We start from the raw sequence: 15,907 nt of genomic DNA on the forward strand, positions 1-15,907 counted from the left end.
TTTCGTCATGACCGCAGAGACTTGCGCAGGCCGTGGTACCAGGCCAGCGCCCGGCGTTCGGCCATCTTGAACAGCAGGGAGAGCAGAAAGCCGAGGAGACCCAGCAGGATGACGCCGCTCCACATCTCGGGGATGGCGAAGCTGCGCTGGAACTGCACGATGGTGAAGCCCAGACCGTTGCTCGCGGCGAACATCTCGCTGATCACCATGAGGATGATGCCGATGGACAGCGCCTGCCGGAGCCCGGCGAAGATCTGCGGTCCGGCGGAGGGCAGTACCAGGTGGCGCAGCCGGGCGGCACCGCGCAGGCCGTAGGAGCGGGTGGTCTCGGACAGCACCGAGTCGACGGCGCGGACGCCCTCGACGGTGTTGAGGAGGATGGGCCAGACGCAGCCGACGGCGATGACGACGATCTTCATGGTGTCGCCGATGCCGGCGAACAGCATGATGACCGGCACCATCACGGGCGGCGGCACCGCCCGCAGGAACTCCAGGACGGGTTCGGTGATGGCTCGGACGGAGCGGTAGGAACCGATGAGGACGCCGAGGCCGACCCCGAGCACGACGGCGGTCAGGTAGCCGCCGGCCAGCCGCAGCACGCTGGGCAGCACGTCACCGGTCAGCCGGTCGCCGGTCCACACCGCGCCGAACGCCTCCAGGATGGTGCGCAGCGGCGGGAAGAAAACGCTGCCGCTGCCGTCGGAGGCGAACCACCAGACGGCGACCAGCACCGTCGGCAGCGCGAGGGCGTAGAACAGGTTGCGCAGTGCGCGTCTCATGCCGCGGCCTCCCCGCGTACGGACTGATGCCACTTCAGTGCCCGGCGTTCGACGGCCCGGGCACCGAGGTTGATCAGCAGGCCGAGTATTCCGGTCACCATCACCAGCGCGTACATCTCGGGCACCGCCTGCGAGGTCTGGGCGACGGCGATGCGGGCGCCCAGACCGGGTGTGCCGATGATCAGTTCGGCCGTGATGGCGAGGATCAGGGCGACGGCGGCGGCCAGCCGCACGCCGGTCATGACATAGGGCAGGGCGGTGGGCCACACCACGTGGCGGACGCGGGCCCAGGGGCCCAGGCCGTAGCTGCGGGCCGTCTGGTCGGCGACCGGGTCGACGTCGTGCGCCCCGTACAGCACCTGGATGAGCACCTGCCAGAAGGCGGCGTAGACGACCAGCAGCAGGGTGGAGCGCAGGTCGCTGCCGTACAGGAGCACGGCGAGCGGGATCAGCGCGACCGAGGGGATGGGCCGCAGGAACTCGATGGTCGAGGCGGTCACGTCGCTCAGCCTGGGCACGACGGTGAGGACCACCCCGACGGTGATGCCGGCGGCCACGGCGATGAGCAGTCCGAGCGCCCAGCCGGTGAGGGTGTCGCCGAGGGCGGACCAGAAGGCCGCGTCGGCCAGTTCCTCACCGAGGGCGCCGATGATGCGGCTGGCCGGCGGGAGGTAGTCGGCCGACACGACACCCACGCGGGGCAGCACTTCCAGCAGGATCAGGAAGCCGGCCAGGCCGGCCAGGCCGAGCGCGGCGTTGACCGCGCCCGGCCGGGGTCCGGCCGGGCTCGCGGCGTTATCGGGGACGGGGGTGGGTGCGGTCACGGCAGCAGCGCGTCCAGGTCGGGCTCGGTGCTGAAGAGGCCGTCGTTCGCGCCCAGTTCGGCAAGGGTGTCCAGGGAGGCGCGGTTGGGCTCGGTGGGCCACTTGGGCAGGGTGATCTCCGACAGCAGGTCGGCGGGGATCTTGGTGTAGGAGGAGAGGATCTCGCGGACCTCGTCCGGGTTGTTGTTGGCGTAGGCGAGGGACGCCTTGGTGGCCTCCTGGAACTTCGCCACCAGTTCCGGGTTCTTCTCCGCGTACTCGGCGGAGGCGAAGTACACCGCGACGGTGAGGTCGGGGGCGAGGTCCACGAAGTTGGAGGCGATGACCCGGCCGCCCTGGCTCTTGACCACGGCCAGCGCGGGCTCGACCACCCAGGCGGCGTCGATCTGCCCCTGGTCCAGTGCCGCGGGCATCTGGTCGAAGGCCATCTCCACGAACTCGACGGCGTCCGGGTCGCCGCCGGCCTTGCGGACGGACTCGCGCACCGAGGTGTCGCCGATGTTCTTGAGGGTGTTGACCGCGACCTTCTTGCCCTCCAGGTCCGCGGCCGACTCCAGCGGGCTGTCCCCCTTCACGACGATGCCGCCGAAGTCCGCGCCGTCCTCGCCGGTGGAGGCGACGCCGTTGGCCACGGCCTTGACCGGCACGTTGTTGCTCTGCGCGAGCATCAGGGAGGTCACGTTGGAGAAGCCGAACTGGTACTGGCCGCTGGTGACGCCCGGCACGATGGCCGCCCCGCCCTGGGCGGTGACGAGGTTGAGCTCGATGCCCTGCTCCTCGTAGAAGCCCTGCTCCACGCCGAGGTAGATGGGGGCGACATCGACGATCGGGATGACCGCGAGGTCGATGGTGGTGGTGTCCCCGTCGCCCGAGGAGTCCGCGGGCTCCGCGGAGTCGGAGGAACCGCAGGCCGCGGTGACGGATACCAGGAGAGCGGCGGCAACGAGGCCGACGAGCGGACGGCGCATGGAAACCCCTAGGAGGTGCGGGAGCGAGAAAGCGGAGCGCGGAAGCGTTCGCTGGTCGCACGGAAGTTCTCACCGAGAACATAGGGAGGCGCCTGCCCGGCGGTCAACAGTTCTGCGGTCTCGGATTGACCTCGACACTTACTCCGCCGTAACGTCCCCTCCGCACACCTGTGCTCATCACACACACTTACGGGGACGTCGTTTCATGAGCGACCGGATACGCGAGCCGCACTTCGTCCAGTCCTTCGAGCGGGGACTGGCCGTCATCCGCGCGTTCACCGCCCGCGACCCCGAGCTGACGCTCAGCGAGGTGGCGCGGGCCTGCGACCTGACCCGGGCCGCCGCCCGCCGGTTCCTGCTCACCCTCGTCGACCTGGGCTACGTGCACACCGACGGCAGGCTCTTCCGGCTCAGCCCTCGCGTCCTGGAGCTCGGCTACGCCTACCTCTCCAGCCTCTCGCTGCCCGACATCGCCGAACCCCACCTGGAACGCCTGGTCGCCGAGGTCCGCGAATCCTCCTCGGTCTGCGTGCTGGACGGCGAGGACATCGTCTACGTCGGCCGGGTCATGACCAGCAGGATCATGACCGTCTCGATCACCGTCGGCACCCGCTTCCCCGCCCTGGCGACCTCCGTCGGCCGGGTGCTGGTCGCCCACCTGCCCGACGAGGAGATCGAACGGCGGCTGCGGGACGCTCAGCTGCGCGCGATCACCCCGCACACCATCACCACACCGGAGCGCCTTCGCGACGAGCTGCGGCTGGTCCGCAAGCAGGGCTACGCGATCGTCGACCAGGAGCTTGAGCTCGGACTGCGCTCGGTGGCGGCTCCCGTCCGGGACCGGGAGGGCACCGTCGTGGCGGCGGTCAACATACCGGCGCACGCCGGCCGCGACACGGTCGATTCCCTCCGCCGCACCCTGCTCCCCCCGCTGCTGGCCACCGTGGCCCGTATCGAGGCCGACCTGCGCGCGGCCCGCACCCGGCACTGACGCCGCGCCGGATGCCGCAGCCGATCCTCGCGACTACACTGGGTGACATGCCCAGGGAATCCGTCTCCCCGCCCGTCGTCGCCCGCCACGACCCCGCCTGGCAGACCCGGGGCAGCGCGCTGGCGCACGAGCTGCGCCAGGCCCTCGCCCCTCGCGCCCTGCGCGTGGAGCACATCGGCAGCACGGCGATCCCCGGCATGGCGGCCAAGCCGGTCCTGGACCTCCAGATCAGCGTGCGGGAGCTGCGGGAGGCGGCGCGCGCCTTCGACCGGCCCCTGGCCGAGCGCGGCTTCGCGCGGACCGTCTTCGAGCAGGACCACGTACCCGCCGGGCGCGAGGACCCCCCGGAACTGTGGAGAAAGCGCGTATGGACCCGCCGCGCCCACCCGGGCGGCGACGTCAACCTGCACGCCCGGGTCATCGACGCGCCCAACGAGCGGCTCGCCCTGCTGTTCCGCGACTGGTTCCGGGCCCACCCCGAGGCCGTCCCCGCCTACGCGCGCTTCAAGAGCCTGCTGGCCGACGCGGTCGGCGACCCCGGCCTCTACACCGACGTCAAGGACCCGGTGGTCGACCTGATCGTCACCGTCGCCGAGTCCTGGGCCGCCGACACCTCCTGGACCCCTCCCCCACCCCTGTGACAGACCGTCACCCGGCGTCGGCCCCCGGCCTCATCCGGCGCGAACGTGGAACCGCACCGGTTCCGCGAGCACGTCCCGGGCTCCCCGCGGGTCGGCGAACCGCTGGGCGAACCATTGCTCCCGGTACTGGGCCCTGAACCCGCGAGGAGTCCGCGATTTCCGGGCCCGGTATCGCGGATGAATCCAGGTGCGGGACGTTCGACGAGTCCTTCCCCCGAAGGCCACTCTCAAGATCACCTTGTCAAGAAGGGGTAGGGAGGCGGCACCCCCCGTGACCGCACCGGGCGACTGCCCGGCTGCCCCCGTCTCCGCCCACTGTTCCTCCGGCACACCCTCCGCACTGCTGCACAGTAGCCGCGGTCCGTGCCACGTCCGATTCCGGCCCCGCCCGGCGGACCGCGGAAGAATCCTGGGGCACGGGTTCACGCGGAGGGCCGTTCGAGGCTCGTACTGGGAAACGGGCCCTCTCCGGCTCCGGCCCGTGCGCGAGAAAGGGTGCGTACATGGACACGGCAACGGCCGTCGTCACCATCGCCTGGGTTTTCATCGTCAAGTTGTCGGCCCTGCTGGCCATATGGCTGCGGCTGCGGTGGCGTGCCCGTCAGGAGCTCACCCGGCGGCGTCACGTGAGCGGAGTCGCCGCGGCGATCGGCAGGGGAGGGCGGCTGGAACTCGACGAGGAGTTCCCCGACGGCCACCGGGTGCGCATGACGATCACCCGCCCGGAGAACGCAGAGGAGAAGCAGGCAGCGTGACCGACCAGGACTTCGGGGACGGCACCGACCGTCCCGCACTGACCGCTCCCTCGACCGGTGAGGCCGCACGCCACGAGCGAAGACAAGCCCGCCTCGCGACGGACGAGGAATTCTCGGCCTTCTACCGCGCGGACATCAGCCGCTTAGCAGGCTTCCTCATGTGGCTCGGTGCCGGCGCCGCCACGGCCGCGGACATCGCCCAGGAGACCATGACCAAGGCATACCGCCGCTGGCCCGACCTGGAGAATCCGGCCGCATGGGTCCGCACCGTCGCCTCCCGGGCACTCGTCCGCAGGATCTCCGATGTCCGCGAACACCCCGTCGGCTCCCTGCCCGAACCCAGCCCTCTGCTGCCCCACCCTGACAGCACCGCGCAATGGGAGGAGCACCAGGAGACCCTGCGCGTGCTGCGCCGCCTCCCGCCCCGGCAGCGGCAGGTGCTGGCCTGGACCCTCGACGGTTACACGCCCGCGGAGATCGCCCGCGAACTGCGCATGACCCCCGAGGCCGTGCGGGCCAACCTGATGAAGGCCCGCCGCGCCGCCGCCCGGCACCTGAAGCAACGAGAGGAGGGACAGTGACTCACCGCCCTCGGCCCCGGGGCCGGAACGAGACCCCGGCCCGCCGGCTCGCCCGGCACCACGAGAGCTTCCTCGCAGAGCTCGGCGGCTTACTGGACATCGAGGCCGGGCTCCGCGACGTCCTGCTCCAGTCCCGCCACGACTCCTTCACCGACGACCTCGCCGGCCACCTGGACATCGAGGCCGGCCTCTCGGCCGTCCTTCCCGCCCCCTCCATACCGGCGGAAGACCTCCCGGGACCGCCTGACCCGGCAGCCCTCGCCTCCCTCCCCGACTCCGCGGACGTCACGCGCTTCCTGCTGTCCGTCAGCTCGCACGACCGCATCACCCTGCGCCGCCACCCCGGCGTGCTCGCGGCGTGCCGGCTGCGCGAACACGCACGCCACCTCGAACACACCCTGCTGCTCGCCTACGCCAGGTCCCGCGACCTCACCCGCACCCTGGACAACGCGCGCTACCAGCGGGTCCGCGAGCTGGTCCGCACCCTGGCCACCGACCTCGACCTGGGCCTGGCCCGCTCGCGCGGCTTCGACCCCGAGGAGGTGCTCGGCCTCGTCGGCGAGTACGGCCTCGCCCTCGCACGGGCCCTCCGCTCCGAACTGGTCCGTGACCTCAGCCAGGCCCACGCGCGCGCCCTCGCACTGGACCGGGACGTGGACCTGGACTTCGCCCGCACCCTGACCCGCACCCTCACCCGCGACCTGGGTCAGGCCCGCGACCGGGCCCGCAGCATGGGCCGGGTCTGCTCCACCGAGGTGCGGCTGGCCATCGGCGCGGCTCTGGGGCAGCCGCTCCCCGATCTGGACGACAGCACGGTGACCACGTTCCTGGACGACTTCACCTCGTCCGACCTGCGGGACACCGACCTCACCGGGGTGAGCCTCGAAGGGGTGCGGTGGTCCGAGACGGGGACCAGGTGGCCGGACGGCACGGATGTCGAGGACCTCAAGTCCCGCTCCGAGGAGGCCGCCGACGAGCGGGGCGTCCTCGTCATCCGCTCCGGCACCGCCACCGTCCGCGACCTGGCGGGCCTCTTCTGACCGGGACCGGGCCCTGGAACCGCGAGCTCGTCGACGCTTCAGGGCCCGGTCCACATCACCCCTCACGCTCAGTCATGATGCGAGGTGGTGGGGGGAAGGGTTGGGGCATGCAGCAGCGATCCGGCGAGGCCGCGCTCACCGCAGCGGCCCGGGCCCAGTGCGACGTCCTCACCCCGGCACAGCTCCGCGCGCACGGCGTGGCCGAGAGCACCGCCCGGCACCGCTGCCGCCCCGGCGGCCCGTGGCAGCGACCGCTGCCCCGGACCGTCGTGCTGCACAGCGGACCGCTCAGCTGGGAGCAGCGCTGCTGGGCGGCGGTGCTCTACGGCGAGGTGCGGGGACGGGCTGCCCTCACCGGCAGGACGGCGCTCGCCCTCCACCGCCTGACGGCGGTGCCCGCGCCGGAGAACCTGAGACGCGTCAACATCCTGGTGCCGCGCGCCGCCAAGACGCAGACCCGGCGCGCGGGGTGGTCCGGCGGTGAGGTCGTCGTCCACCGCACCCGGCGGATGCCGCCCCGGGTGCGGATGAACGCCGGCCTGCCCGTCGCCCCGCTGGCCCGCGCCGTCGCCGACGCGGTGAGCGGCGGCGAGCCGGGCGGCGGGCCGGGGCCGGAGGCGGCGGTGTACGAGGCGGTGCAGGCCCGGGGCGTCGCCCCGGCGGCGATCGCGGCGGAGCTGCGCGAGGGACGCCGGGCCGCGCCGGGGTGGCTGCGCGAGGCGCTGGCCGACCTCGGCGCGGGCGTCCGCTCCCCGGCGGAGAGCCGGGCCCGCCGCGCCCTGACGGCAGCCGGGCTGCCGCTCGCGCTGTGGAACGTCCGTCTGCACCTGGACGGGCAGTGGCTCGCCGACCCGGACGCGTACTGGCCCCGGGCGGGGGTGCTGCTGGAGGTGGACTCGGTGGCTCACCACACCTCGCAGGACGGGTGGGAACGCACCATGGCACGCCACAACCGCATCGAGGCGGTAGGGCTGAAGGTGCTGCACGCGTCCCCCCGCCAGCTCCGCACCGACCCGGGCGCGGTCGTCGCGGCGGTGCGGCAGGCGCTGGCGGGAGGGCCGTACGGGCCGTGGGCACGGGTGACAGTGCGGCCGCCCCGGTGAGGGAGGCCCGGTGAAGGGGGAACCGAGAGGGCGGAACCGTAAGGGGGATCAGTCCGGTTTCACCTCCGCCCAGACGATCTTGCCGGGCTCGCCGTCGGGGCGCGGGATCACACCCCAGCGGTGGGACAGCAGCGAGACGAGCAGCAGGCCACGGCCCGACTCCGCGTCGGGGTCGGGGACAGGGACGGACCGGCCCAGAGCGGGCTTGGTCCAGATCCGGCTGTCGGTGACCTCGACCCGGATGAGCCCGTGCGGCAGCGACAGATGCAGGTGGAAGTCCCGGTCGGGCAGGCGGCCGTGACTCACCGCGTTGGCGGCCAGCTCGGCCGCGATGAGCGTCACGGTCTCGTTGACCGTGCCGGTGTAGGGGTGCCCCCACTCGGACAGCCGGTGCGACACCAGCCGCCGGGCCAGACGCGCACCGCGCGGCGTGGAGGAGAACCACATCGCGAAACGGTCAGGGGCGCACGAGCAACCCGGAAGCGCCGTCAGCCGTGAGGGGGGATTTTCGGTCGTCATGCGGACAAGCCTTGCGGCCGGTGTTTAGCCTGGCCAGCACCAACGAGAGCACTGATGGTAGCTGCGCGGGCACGGGGAGTGCGATGTCGGGAGTGTCGGCCGAGCACGGCGGCCGGAGGCGGAAAGGCGGCAGGAGATGGCGAGTTCGGGACGGCCGGAACTTCCGGAGGGCGGGGACTCCGGGTCGTTTCTGCGTAGCTTCGGCAGGCAGGTGAAGATCTTCCGGGAGCGGGCCGGGCTCACGCAGGTGGAGCTGGGGAGGGAGGTCGGGTACGGGGAGGATCAGATCGGGGCGGTGGAGCAGGGCAAGCGCATCCCCAAGCCGGAGTTCGTCGACCGGGTGGACCACGTCCTGAACGCTGGCGGGGTTCTGATGGCGATGAAGGGGGAGATCGCCCGGGTCCGGTACCCGGCGTTCTTCCGGGGGGCGGCGAGAGCTGAGGCGGAGGCCGCTGAACTTCACGTGTACGCCAGCCACGTCGTTCCTGGTCTTCTGCAGACCGAGGACTACTCGCGAGCCATCCTGGCAATGCGACGCCCAGTTCTGGACGAGGAGACCATTGAGCAACGCGTCTCGGCACGATTGGCGCGTCAGGAGATCTTCTCCCGGCATCCGGCCCCGCTGATGAGCTTCGTCATCGAAGAAGTGATGCTCTACCGCCGATTCGGCGGCGCAAGAGTGATGCGGGGACAGTTGGAACAGCTCCTGCTGTTCGGACAGAAGCGGCACGTGGAGATCCAGGTGATGCCCACACACCGCGAGGACAACGCGGGTGTCGACGGGCCGTTCACACTACTGATCCCGGAGAGTGGCGAGCAAATCGCTTACATGGAAGGGCAAGGCCGTAGCATCCTCGTTACGGAAAGACAGGAAGTACGCGCCATCGCCTCACGCTATGGGATCATCCGAGCACAGGCGCTCACCCCGCGTGAGTCGCTGATCTTCATCGAGAAGCTGCTAGGAGAACTATGAGCATGGAAGAGACCGCACCGGCTGCACACCAGCTCGTCTGGGGCAAGAGCAGCTACAGCGGCGCCGAGGGCGGCGAATGCATCGAGGTTGCCGCCTCTCCCAAGACTCTGCACGTGCGCGACTCCAAGGACACGACGGGCCCAATCCTGTCGTTCGGCGCGGCTGAGTGGACGACTTTCGTGGACTTCGCCGCACGCAGCTGAACCACCGGCAGCACACGGCGCCCCGGCACCAACCGCCGGGGCGCCTCCCATGGCACAACCCCCATGCGCTGCCCTCACTCCGGACCGCCCGGCAACCTCGGCGCACCGGACGGGGTTCGCACGCAGCTCGTTGACCCGCTCACGAAGACACTTGGGAGTGAGATTGATGAACGGCGAAGCACGCGAAGACCGTCGGCGACAGCTGACGTGGCACAAGAGCAGCTACAGCGCGGGGGACGTCGGCGAGTGCGTCGAGGTCGCCGTCCACTGGCACACCAGCAGCTACAGCGGCAGCGAAGGGGGCCAGTGCGTCGAGGTCGCCACCTGTCCCGGCACCTTTCATGTCCGCGACTCCAAGGACACGACGGGTCCGGTCCTGTCCTTCGGCGCTCCGCAGTGGGCCGCCTTCACAGGCTTTGCCGCGCGCAGTTGAACCACCGGCGGCAAGAGGCATGCGTCCGGAGCCCTGCTCGCGTGCTGTGTCCTCAACTCCCCCTGGAACTCTCTGCCGTGGCTGCTCACCCGAGACAGTCGTGCCGACTGTCCTGGCACGTCCCCGGGTGCTCGGCCAAACGCGCCGGTTCCGCCCCGCGCGGGGCGGGCCGGAACCGGGACCGTTCAGGGGCGAGGGGTTGCCCCGGCCGGGTCAGTCGAAGGGCTGGAGGGTGATGTAGGCGTGCTGCGGGTCGCCGTCGTGGACGAGCGACTCGTGGGCGCCGACGTCGTCGAAGGCGAAGGCGTAGGCCTTGCCGTCGGCCATGGCCTCGTGGACCAGCCGGGCGTAGTGGTTGGTGTCCGGGTCCTGGTAGAAGCCGTCCGAGGTGCTGTCGGGCTGCTCGGAGTTGGTGAGCAGCGTGGTGCGGTGGAAGCCGGCGCACAGGGTGCGGGCCAGCGGGCCGCGGACCTCGTCGTTGGGAGCGTCGAGCTGCTTGTGGCAGCCGAAGATGCTGTCGCTGTCGGGCTTCTCGAAGCTGGTGACGACCGAGCCGGAGGCGTCGGTGAAGTTCATGACGTCACCGGTGACCGTGCCGTGGTACTTCAGGTCCGGCTGGTGCGTGAAGGGGGTGACGGTCAGCGTCGCGCCGCGGTAGTGGTCCCAGACGCGGTCGGCGTAGGCGTCCATCGCGTCGGCGGCGATGTCGCCGGTGCCGATGCCGTGGCCCGGGGAAAGCGCGCGCAGCACGGTGCCGTCGGCGCGGGTGTGGATCAGGCCGGACCAGCCGGGCTGGTTCCGCAGCTCGTCGAAGAACCGGTTGTAGGCACCGGGCTTGAGCGTGCCGGTGGTCTTCGTCGTGCCGTCGGAGCCCTGGACGCCGACCGAGTAGGGGGCGGAGAACATGTCCACCTGGGTGCTGTTGATCCACAGCCCGGAGTCGTTGAGCGTGTACTCGGTCCAGTTGAACAGGGTGTCCCGGTTGGGGTCGCTCGGGTTCTGCACGGCGGGCTGGACGAGTCCGCCGGTGGTGAGCCTGAAGTCGAGCTTCTCGCCGTAGGAGTAGTAGACGCGGCCGGAGAACTTGGGCAGCCGCAGCGTCATGGACTCCCCGGCGGCCGGGCCCTCGATCGCGGCGTCGGGGGCGGGGACGGGCGGGTCGCCGCCCTCGGGCCAGGGGTGGAAGGTTCCGTTCTCGTCCGCCCAGCCCTGCCGGCCGCTGGCCAGGTCGGTGCCGAGGTTGTAGACGTAGATCTGCTCCCCGCGGCCGGAGTTGTTCTCCAGGGTGAGCGGGATGGTGTCGGGTATCGAGGCCCCGGCGCTGGACAGCACGCCGGCGGCGGTGAAGCCCGCGCCGGCGACCGCGGCGGCGGCCAGCGTCGCCAGCAGCTTCTTCATGGCACGCACGGTTCTCCTCCTCGTGAATCGTTCGGTGTGGGGGCACGCGAGGTTCGGGCGCCGTATGACAAGCCCTGTGGGGAGGGCTGTGGGGGTGTCGGCTACTCAGGCGAGGCACACCGGCGGCAGGCAGCCGCCGACGGCCCGGAGGGCGGAGACCCTCCGGAGCTGAGAGCGCTCTCAACCCTACGGACGGAGATCGGGACGTCAAGGGATTCCCGAGTAAAGGTCTGAACCTTCTCGCACACCGGCCGGGAAGCACGCTCCCGACCGAGCGTTCAGGTAGACGCGATCTACAGAGATTCGATCTACATAAAGGGGTCACACGCGCCGGGGCGGCCCCCCGGGGCGACCGGGCGGGATACTGGGCGTATCGTCGCGAGAAGGGAAAACCGGGCATGGATGTCTCTCCCCGCTCCGGGAACATGCTCGGCCGGCTGCTGCTCGACAGTCACCTGCTGACGCTCGAACAGCTCCCGCAGCGGCTGGCCGAGCGGGCGGCGGAGGGCGGGTTCACGGATGCCCGGATCTATCTGTGCGACCTCCAGCAGACGGTGCTGCGGCTGCTGACCGGCGCGGGCGAGGACGGCCGGCGGGAGACATCCGGGGAGGAGACGGAGCTGCGCATCGACGGGACGGTGGCCGGGCGGGCGTTCCAGCACGGCCGCATCCAGCCGGTGCCGCTCCCGGGCGGCCGGTCCGGCTACCACTGGTGGGTGCCGCTGCTGGACGGCACCGAGCGGCTGGGCATGCTGCGGGTGACCACCGGCGACGACGCCGACCGGACCCGGGAGCAGGTGCAGTGCCTGGCGGCGCTGGTGGCGCTGATCGTGGTCGCCAAGACGGGCCACTCCGACGCCCACGCCCGGATGATCCGCACCCGGCCGATGTCCCCGGCGGCGGAGATGCAGTGGAACCTGATGCCGCCGCGCACGTTCGCCGACGCCCGGGTGGTGATCTCGGCGATGCTGGAGCCGGCCTACCAGCTGGGCGGGGACGCCTTCGACTACAGCACGTCCGGTGACATCCTCCATCTGGCCGTGTTCGACGCGATGGGGCACGACACCACCGCCGGGCTCACCGCCAACCTCGCGGTGGCCGCCTGCCGGGCGCACCGGCGGCGCGGTGCGGATCTGGCCGAGACCGCCGAGGCGATCGAGAACACGCTGGTCGCCCAGCTCGGCCCGATGCGCTTCGCCACCGCCGTGCTCGCCGACCTCGACACCCGCACCGGCGTGATCACCTGGGTCAACCACGGCCATCACCCGCCTGTCCTGATCCGGGGCGGGCGGGTGACGGGTGAGCTGGCCTGCCCGCCCGCTCCCCCGCTGGGCACCGATCTGGGCCTGCCGCCGGTGCCGTGCAGCCGGCGGCTGGAGCCCGGCGACCGGCTGCTGTTCTACACCGACGGGTTGATCGAGGCCCGGGACGCCTCGGGGCAGGAGTTCGGTCTGGAGCGGTTCACCGATTTCGTGGTCCGGCAGCACGCCGACGGTCTGTCCGCCCCGGAGACGCTGCGGCGGCTGCTGCGCAGCGTGGTGGAGTACCACCAGGGGCGCCTGGAGGACGACGCCACGGTGCTGCTCGTGGAGTGGCACGGCAACGCGCCGTTCGCCCCCGGCGAGGTGGAGATGCTCACGGGCCTGCCGGAGCAGTGAGGGGCGGCCCGCCGGGCCCGGTGGTGCGCAGCAGGGTGGCGCACAGGGTCAGGCCGGGGCCGAAGGCCATGGCCACCACCGGGGAACCGGGCGGCGGTGCTCCGTTCCGCAGCAGCCGGTCGAGGATGAGCAGCACGGTCGGCGAGGAGCAGTTGCCCAGCTCGGCGAGGACGGCCCGGGAGGGGCCCAGGGCCTCTGCCGGCAGGGCGAGTTCGGTCTCGACGGTGTCCAGGATGCGGGGTCCGCCGGGGTGCACCGCCCAGCCGGCCACGTCGGGCAGGGCCAGGCCGTTGCGGTGCAGCAGGTCCTCGACGGCCGGGCGGACGTGCTTGGCCAGGATGTCCGGTACCCGCGCGGTCAGTCCCATCCGGAAGCCGTGGTCGGTGACGGTCCAGGTCATCTCGTCGCGGCCGGACGGGTCGGTGAGCGAGGCGGTGTCCACGACGCCCAGGCCGGGCGCGGCGGCGGGCCCGGGGCCGCCGCCGGGCGGGCCGGGTTGCAGGACGACGGCCGCCGCGGCGTCGCCGAACAGGGCGTGGCAGACGACCTGCTGGGGGTCCGTGGTGGGCGGCTGGAGGTGCAGCGAGGTCAGTTCCAGGCACAGCAGCACGGCGGGCCGCCGGTGGGTGCGCACGTAGTCGGCGGTGCCGCGCAGCGCGGGGAGCGCCGCGTAGCAGCCCATGTGGCCCACCAGGAGGCGCTGGGCGTCGGGGCGCAGCCCCAGGGAGGCCGCCAGTTCGATGTCCAGCCCGGGGGTGCTGTAGCCGGTGCAGGAGGCGACGGTGAGCAGGCCGACGTCCTCGGGGGCGAGGCCGGCGCCGGCCAGCGCCCGGGTGACGGCGCGGTGCCCCAGCGGGGGCGCCTGTTCGGCGTAGCGGCGCATGCGGGCGGCGGTGGTCCAGCCGGAGATGTCCTCGTGGCGGGGGTCGGCGACGGTGTGGCGGCGCCGGACGCCGGCGCCGGAGAAGATGCGGCCGGCGATGCGGCTGCCGGCGAAGTGACCGGCGAAGAAGCCGTTCCACAGGTCCTCGTGGTCCACGCCGGGGGGCGTCGCGGTGCCGACCGCGGTGATCGCGCAGCTCACCACCGGGGTACCTGCGCGTCCCGGTCGGGGTCGTCCTGGAGGGCGGCGGTGCCCAGCCAGTCGGCGCACACGTCGGAGGTGGCGGGCTGCAGGGCGCCGCAGCGGGCGTCGCGGTAGAGGCGTTCGAGGGGGTGGCCCCGGCGGGTGGCGGAGGCACCGGCGGCCTCCAGGACGGAGGAGGCGACCTCGGCGGCGGTGTCGCCGGCGGTGAGCTTGGCCCGCCAGACCCACCGGTTGGTCTCCGGGGTGCCGGGCTGCTCGGTGACGCGCCGGGCGGCCTCGGCGACGACCAGTCCCGCGGCGGCGACGGCGGCGTCGGCGCGGCCGACGCGGGCCCGGACGGCCGGCAGGGTGTGCAGCCCGCGGTCGCGCAGGTGGCTGACGGCCTCCTGGAGGGCCGCGCGGGCGACGCCGACGTAGACGGCGGAGTAGGAGGCGACCAGCCACTGCGGCATGACCTGGGCAAGGAGCACGGCGAGCCCTTCGAGGCCGCCCAGCAGCGCGTCCGGGCCGACCTCGGCGTCGAGGTGGAGGTCGTGGCTGCCGGTGGCGCGCATGCCCAGGGAGTCCCAGGTGTGCTCGACGCGGACGCCCTCGCCGGCGGGAACCAGGAAGTAGGAGATCCTCGGTTCGTCCGAGCCGGCGTCCCGGGCGGCCACGAGGTAGGCGTCGGCGTGTCCGGCGCCGGAGACGAAGGTCTTGGCGCCGGTGACGCGGTATCCGGAGCCGGTGCGGTGATAGGCGGTGGTGATCTGCGACAGCCGGGAGCCTGCGCCGCGTTCGCTCATCGCGACGGCGTACAGGGCTCCTTCGGCGGCGCGGGCCAGGACCCGGTCGCGGGCGGCGAAGAAGCTGTCGGGGGCGCCGAGCTGCCGTACCAGGTCGTCGGGGGTGTGGGCGAGGGCGCCGGTCACCGAGGCGTGCATGTTGAAGATCAGGGCGGTGGCTCCGGCGCCGGCGCCGAGTTCGGTGGCGACGGCGGCATAGTCGGCGAAGGTCGCGCCGCAGCCGCCGAGCCGGGCCGGGGCCAGCAGGCCGAGCAGGCCGTGGGCGCGCAGGTCGGCGAAGTCGTCGGCGGGGAAGGAGCCCGAGGCGTCGTGGTGCCCGGCGCGGGCGGCGAAGCGGGGGGCGAGGTCACGGGCGCGGGCCAGGGCCCGGGCGGGGTCGGCGGGCGGGTCCGGACGGCTGTCGCGGTGCTGGGCGGCGGACGCGGTCGGCAGGGTCACTCACATCTCCTTGCGGCCTCTCCCCTGGAACAGCACGGCGGTGGTCGGTGCCGGAACCATCCGGACCGCCTTCTTCCATCCGGCGGACCATGCCAGGAGGTCGGTCATCGACGGACGAATACCCCACAGCCCCACCCGTACACCGTGCCGGGCGCACTCCGTGACGAGCTGTCGGCGGTCCACCAGGAGCGCGGGGTCGTGCACGCCGCGCGGCGCGAGGCCCGGGATCCGTTCGGCGACGGTGATCGCGAGGACTCTGCAGATGGCCGTCGCGGCGAGCGCGTCGAGCACCAGAAGACCACCCGGACGCAGTAGCCGGCAGGCTTCGGCGACGGCTCGCGGCAGGTCGGGGACGTGTTCCAGGATCTCCCCGGCGAGCACCACGTCCGCGCAGCCGTCGGCGAGCGGGACCCGCAGGACGTCGGCGCGCACCGGCCGCACGCCGTGGGCGGCCGCCTGGGCGAGGGCGCTGGCCGACAGGTCGACGCCGATGTGCCGGTAGCCGAGGCCCATCAAGTGGGGGGCCGTCAGACCGCCGCCGCACGCGAGGTCGACCAGCACCGCGCCGTCGCGCCCCGCGGGCGGGACCAGGCGGGCGCGGGCGGCGGCCAGCCAGTGCAGCGCGGCGAACGCGCCGCGCGGGCGCCACCACTGGTCGGCCAGCCTCTCGTAGAGCCGGGGGTCGTTGGGCGGCAGGGGCGGCGGGGCGGGTCGGTGCGGGCGTGGCATGG

General features: G+C 72.4%; 18 protein-coding genes. 10 read left to right on the top strand and 8 right to left on the bottom strand.

The annotated features are described in order from the left end of the window. Positions 1-5 precede the first annotated feature (5 nt). The 3 genes from ABD299_RS05735 to ABD299_RS05745 all read right to left on the bottom strand — a co-directional run bounded on the left by ABD299_RS05735 (position 6) and on the right by ABD299_RS05745 (position 2,571). Entirely contained in the window at positions 6-779 is a 774-nt protein-coding gene (locus ABD299_RS05735; protein WP_344259401.1) for an ABC transporter permease, read from the bottom strand. Beyond that, positions 776-1,522: an ABC transporter permease gene (locus ABD299_RS05740; protein WP_344259806.1), complete on the bottom strand. Its 747-nt coding sequence runs from the start codon at positions 1,520-1,522 to the stop codon at positions 776-778. Before ABD299_RS05740 ends, ABD299_RS05735 begins: the two co-directional genes overlap by 4 nt. Before the next feature lie 77 nt (positions 1,523-1,599). After that, entirely contained in the window at positions 1,600-2,571 is a 972-nt protein-coding gene (locus ABD299_RS05745) for an ABC transporter substrate-binding protein (protein WP_344259402.1), read from the bottom strand. A gap of 205 nt (positions 2,572-2,776) precedes the next feature. On the opposite strand from ABD299_RS05745, the gene ABD299_RS05750 reads away from it, so the two are divergent. The 6 genes from ABD299_RS05750 to ABD299_RS05775 all read left to right on the top strand — a co-directional run bounded on the left by ABD299_RS05750 (position 2,777) and on the right by ABD299_RS05775 (position 7,682). After that, positions 2,777-3,562, top strand: coding sequence for an IclR family transcriptional regulator domain-containing protein (locus ABD299_RS05750; protein WP_344259403.1), 786 nt, complete (start codon positions 2,777-2,779; stop codon positions 3,560-3,562). A gap of 47 nt (positions 3,563-3,609) precedes the next feature. Further along, positions 3,610-4,203, top strand: coding sequence for a GrpB family protein (locus ABD299_RS05755; RefSeq protein WP_344259404.1), 594 nt, complete (start codon positions 3,610-3,612; stop codon positions 4,201-4,203). A gap of 503 nt (positions 4,204-4,706) precedes the next feature. Then, positions 4,707-4,958 (top strand): hypothetical protein, encoded by a 252-nt coding sequence (locus ABD299_RS05760; RefSeq protein WP_344259405.1) that lies wholly within the window; start codon positions 4,707-4,709, stop codon positions 4,956-4,958. Then, positions 4,955-5,539, top strand: coding sequence for a sigma-70 family RNA polymerase sigma factor (locus tag ABD299_RS05765; RefSeq protein WP_344259406.1), 585 nt, complete (start codon positions 4,955-4,957; stop codon positions 5,537-5,539). Before ABD299_RS05760 ends, ABD299_RS05765 begins: the two co-directional genes overlap by 4 nt. Continuing rightward, entirely contained in the window at positions 5,536-6,579 is a 1,044-nt protein-coding gene (locus tag ABD299_RS05770; protein ID WP_344259407.1) for a hypothetical protein, read from the top strand. The genes ABD299_RS05765 and ABD299_RS05770 overlap by 4 nt, the downstream gene beginning before the upstream one ends. Before the next feature lie 107 nt (positions 6,580-6,686). Further along, on the top strand, positions 6,687-7,682 hold the full coding sequence (locus tag ABD299_RS05775; protein WP_344259408.1) for a hypothetical protein: 996 nt from the start codon (positions 6,687-6,689) through the stop codon (positions 7,680-7,682). Positions 7,683-7,730: 48 nt separating this feature from the next. Here ABD299_RS05775 and ABD299_RS05780 read toward each other — a convergent pair whose 3' ends face one another. Continuing rightward, the gene (locus ABD299_RS05780; RefSeq protein ID WP_344259409.1) at positions 7,731-8,129 is read right to left on the bottom strand and encodes an ATP-binding protein; all 399 of its coding nucleotides are present in this window, start codon (positions 8,127-8,129) and stop codon (positions 7,731-7,733) included. 208 nt (positions 8,130-8,337) lie between these two features. On the opposite strand from ABD299_RS05780, the gene ABD299_RS05785 reads away from it, so the two are divergent. The 3 genes from ABD299_RS05785 (at position 8,338) to ABD299_RS05795 (ending at position 9,810) form a co-directional block, all read left to right on the top strand. Further along, a complete protein-coding gene (locus ABD299_RS05785; RefSeq protein WP_344259410.1) occupies positions 8,338-9,174 on the top strand; it encodes a helix-turn-helix domain-containing protein in 837 nt (278 codons plus the stop codon). A gap of 2 nt (positions 9,175-9,176) precedes the next feature. Further along, complete coding sequence (locus ABD299_RS05790; protein WP_425581259.1) at positions 9,177-9,377, top strand: DUF397 domain-containing protein; 201 nt, start codon at positions 9,177-9,179, stop codon at positions 9,375-9,377. Between the two features lie 166 nt (positions 9,378-9,543). After that, positions 9,544-9,810, top strand: coding sequence for a DUF397 domain-containing protein (locus ABD299_RS05795; RefSeq protein ID WP_344259412.1), 267 nt, complete (start codon positions 9,544-9,546; stop codon positions 9,808-9,810). Positions 9,811-10,023: 213 nt separating this feature from the next. Here the strand turns inward: ABD299_RS05795 and ABD299_RS05800 are convergent, their stop codons facing one another. Next, positions 10,024-11,208, bottom strand: coding sequence for a glycoside hydrolase family 64 protein (locus ABD299_RS05800; RefSeq protein WP_344259807.1), 1,185 nt, complete (start codon positions 11,206-11,208; stop codon positions 10,024-10,026). Positions 11,209-11,606: 398 nt separating this feature from the next. On the opposite strand from ABD299_RS05800, the gene ABD299_RS05805 reads away from it, so the two are divergent. Further along, complete coding sequence (locus ABD299_RS05805) at positions 11,607-12,866, top strand: PP2C family protein-serine/threonine phosphatase (protein ID WP_344259413.1); 1,260 nt, start codon at positions 11,607-11,609, stop codon at positions 12,864-12,866. On the opposite strand, the gene ABD299_RS05810 is transcribed toward ABD299_RS05805, so the two are convergent. Genes ABD299_RS05810 through ABD299_RS05820 form a run of 3 tightly spaced genes read right to left on the bottom strand, consistent with a single transcriptional unit; the run spans position 12,844 to position 15,905 of the window. After that, on the bottom strand, positions 12,844-13,950 hold the full coding sequence (locus ABD299_RS05810; RefSeq protein WP_344259414.1) for a type III polyketide synthase: 1,107 nt from the start codon (positions 13,948-13,950) through the stop codon (positions 12,844-12,846). The two genes, ABD299_RS05805 and ABD299_RS05810, sit on opposite strands and share 23 nt — an antisense overlap. Beyond that, positions 13,947-15,176, bottom strand: a complete 1,230-nt coding sequence (locus ABD299_RS05815; protein WP_344259415.1) for an acyl-CoA dehydrogenase family protein — start codon at positions 15,174-15,176, stop codon at positions 13,947-13,949. The genes ABD299_RS05810 and ABD299_RS05815 overlap by 4 nt, the downstream gene beginning before the upstream one ends. Continuing rightward, the gene (locus ABD299_RS05820; RefSeq protein WP_344259416.1) at positions 15,177-15,905 is read right to left on the bottom strand and encodes a methyltransferase domain-containing protein; all 729 of its coding nucleotides are present in this window, start codon (positions 15,903-15,905) and stop codon (positions 15,177-15,179) included. Positions 15,906-15,907: the final 2 nt, after the last annotated feature.

The organism is Streptomyces sodiiphilus, assembly GCF_039529215.1.
Classification (GTDB): Bacteria; Actinomycetota; Actinomycetes; order Streptomycetales; family Streptomycetaceae; genus Streptomyces; species Streptomyces sodiiphilus.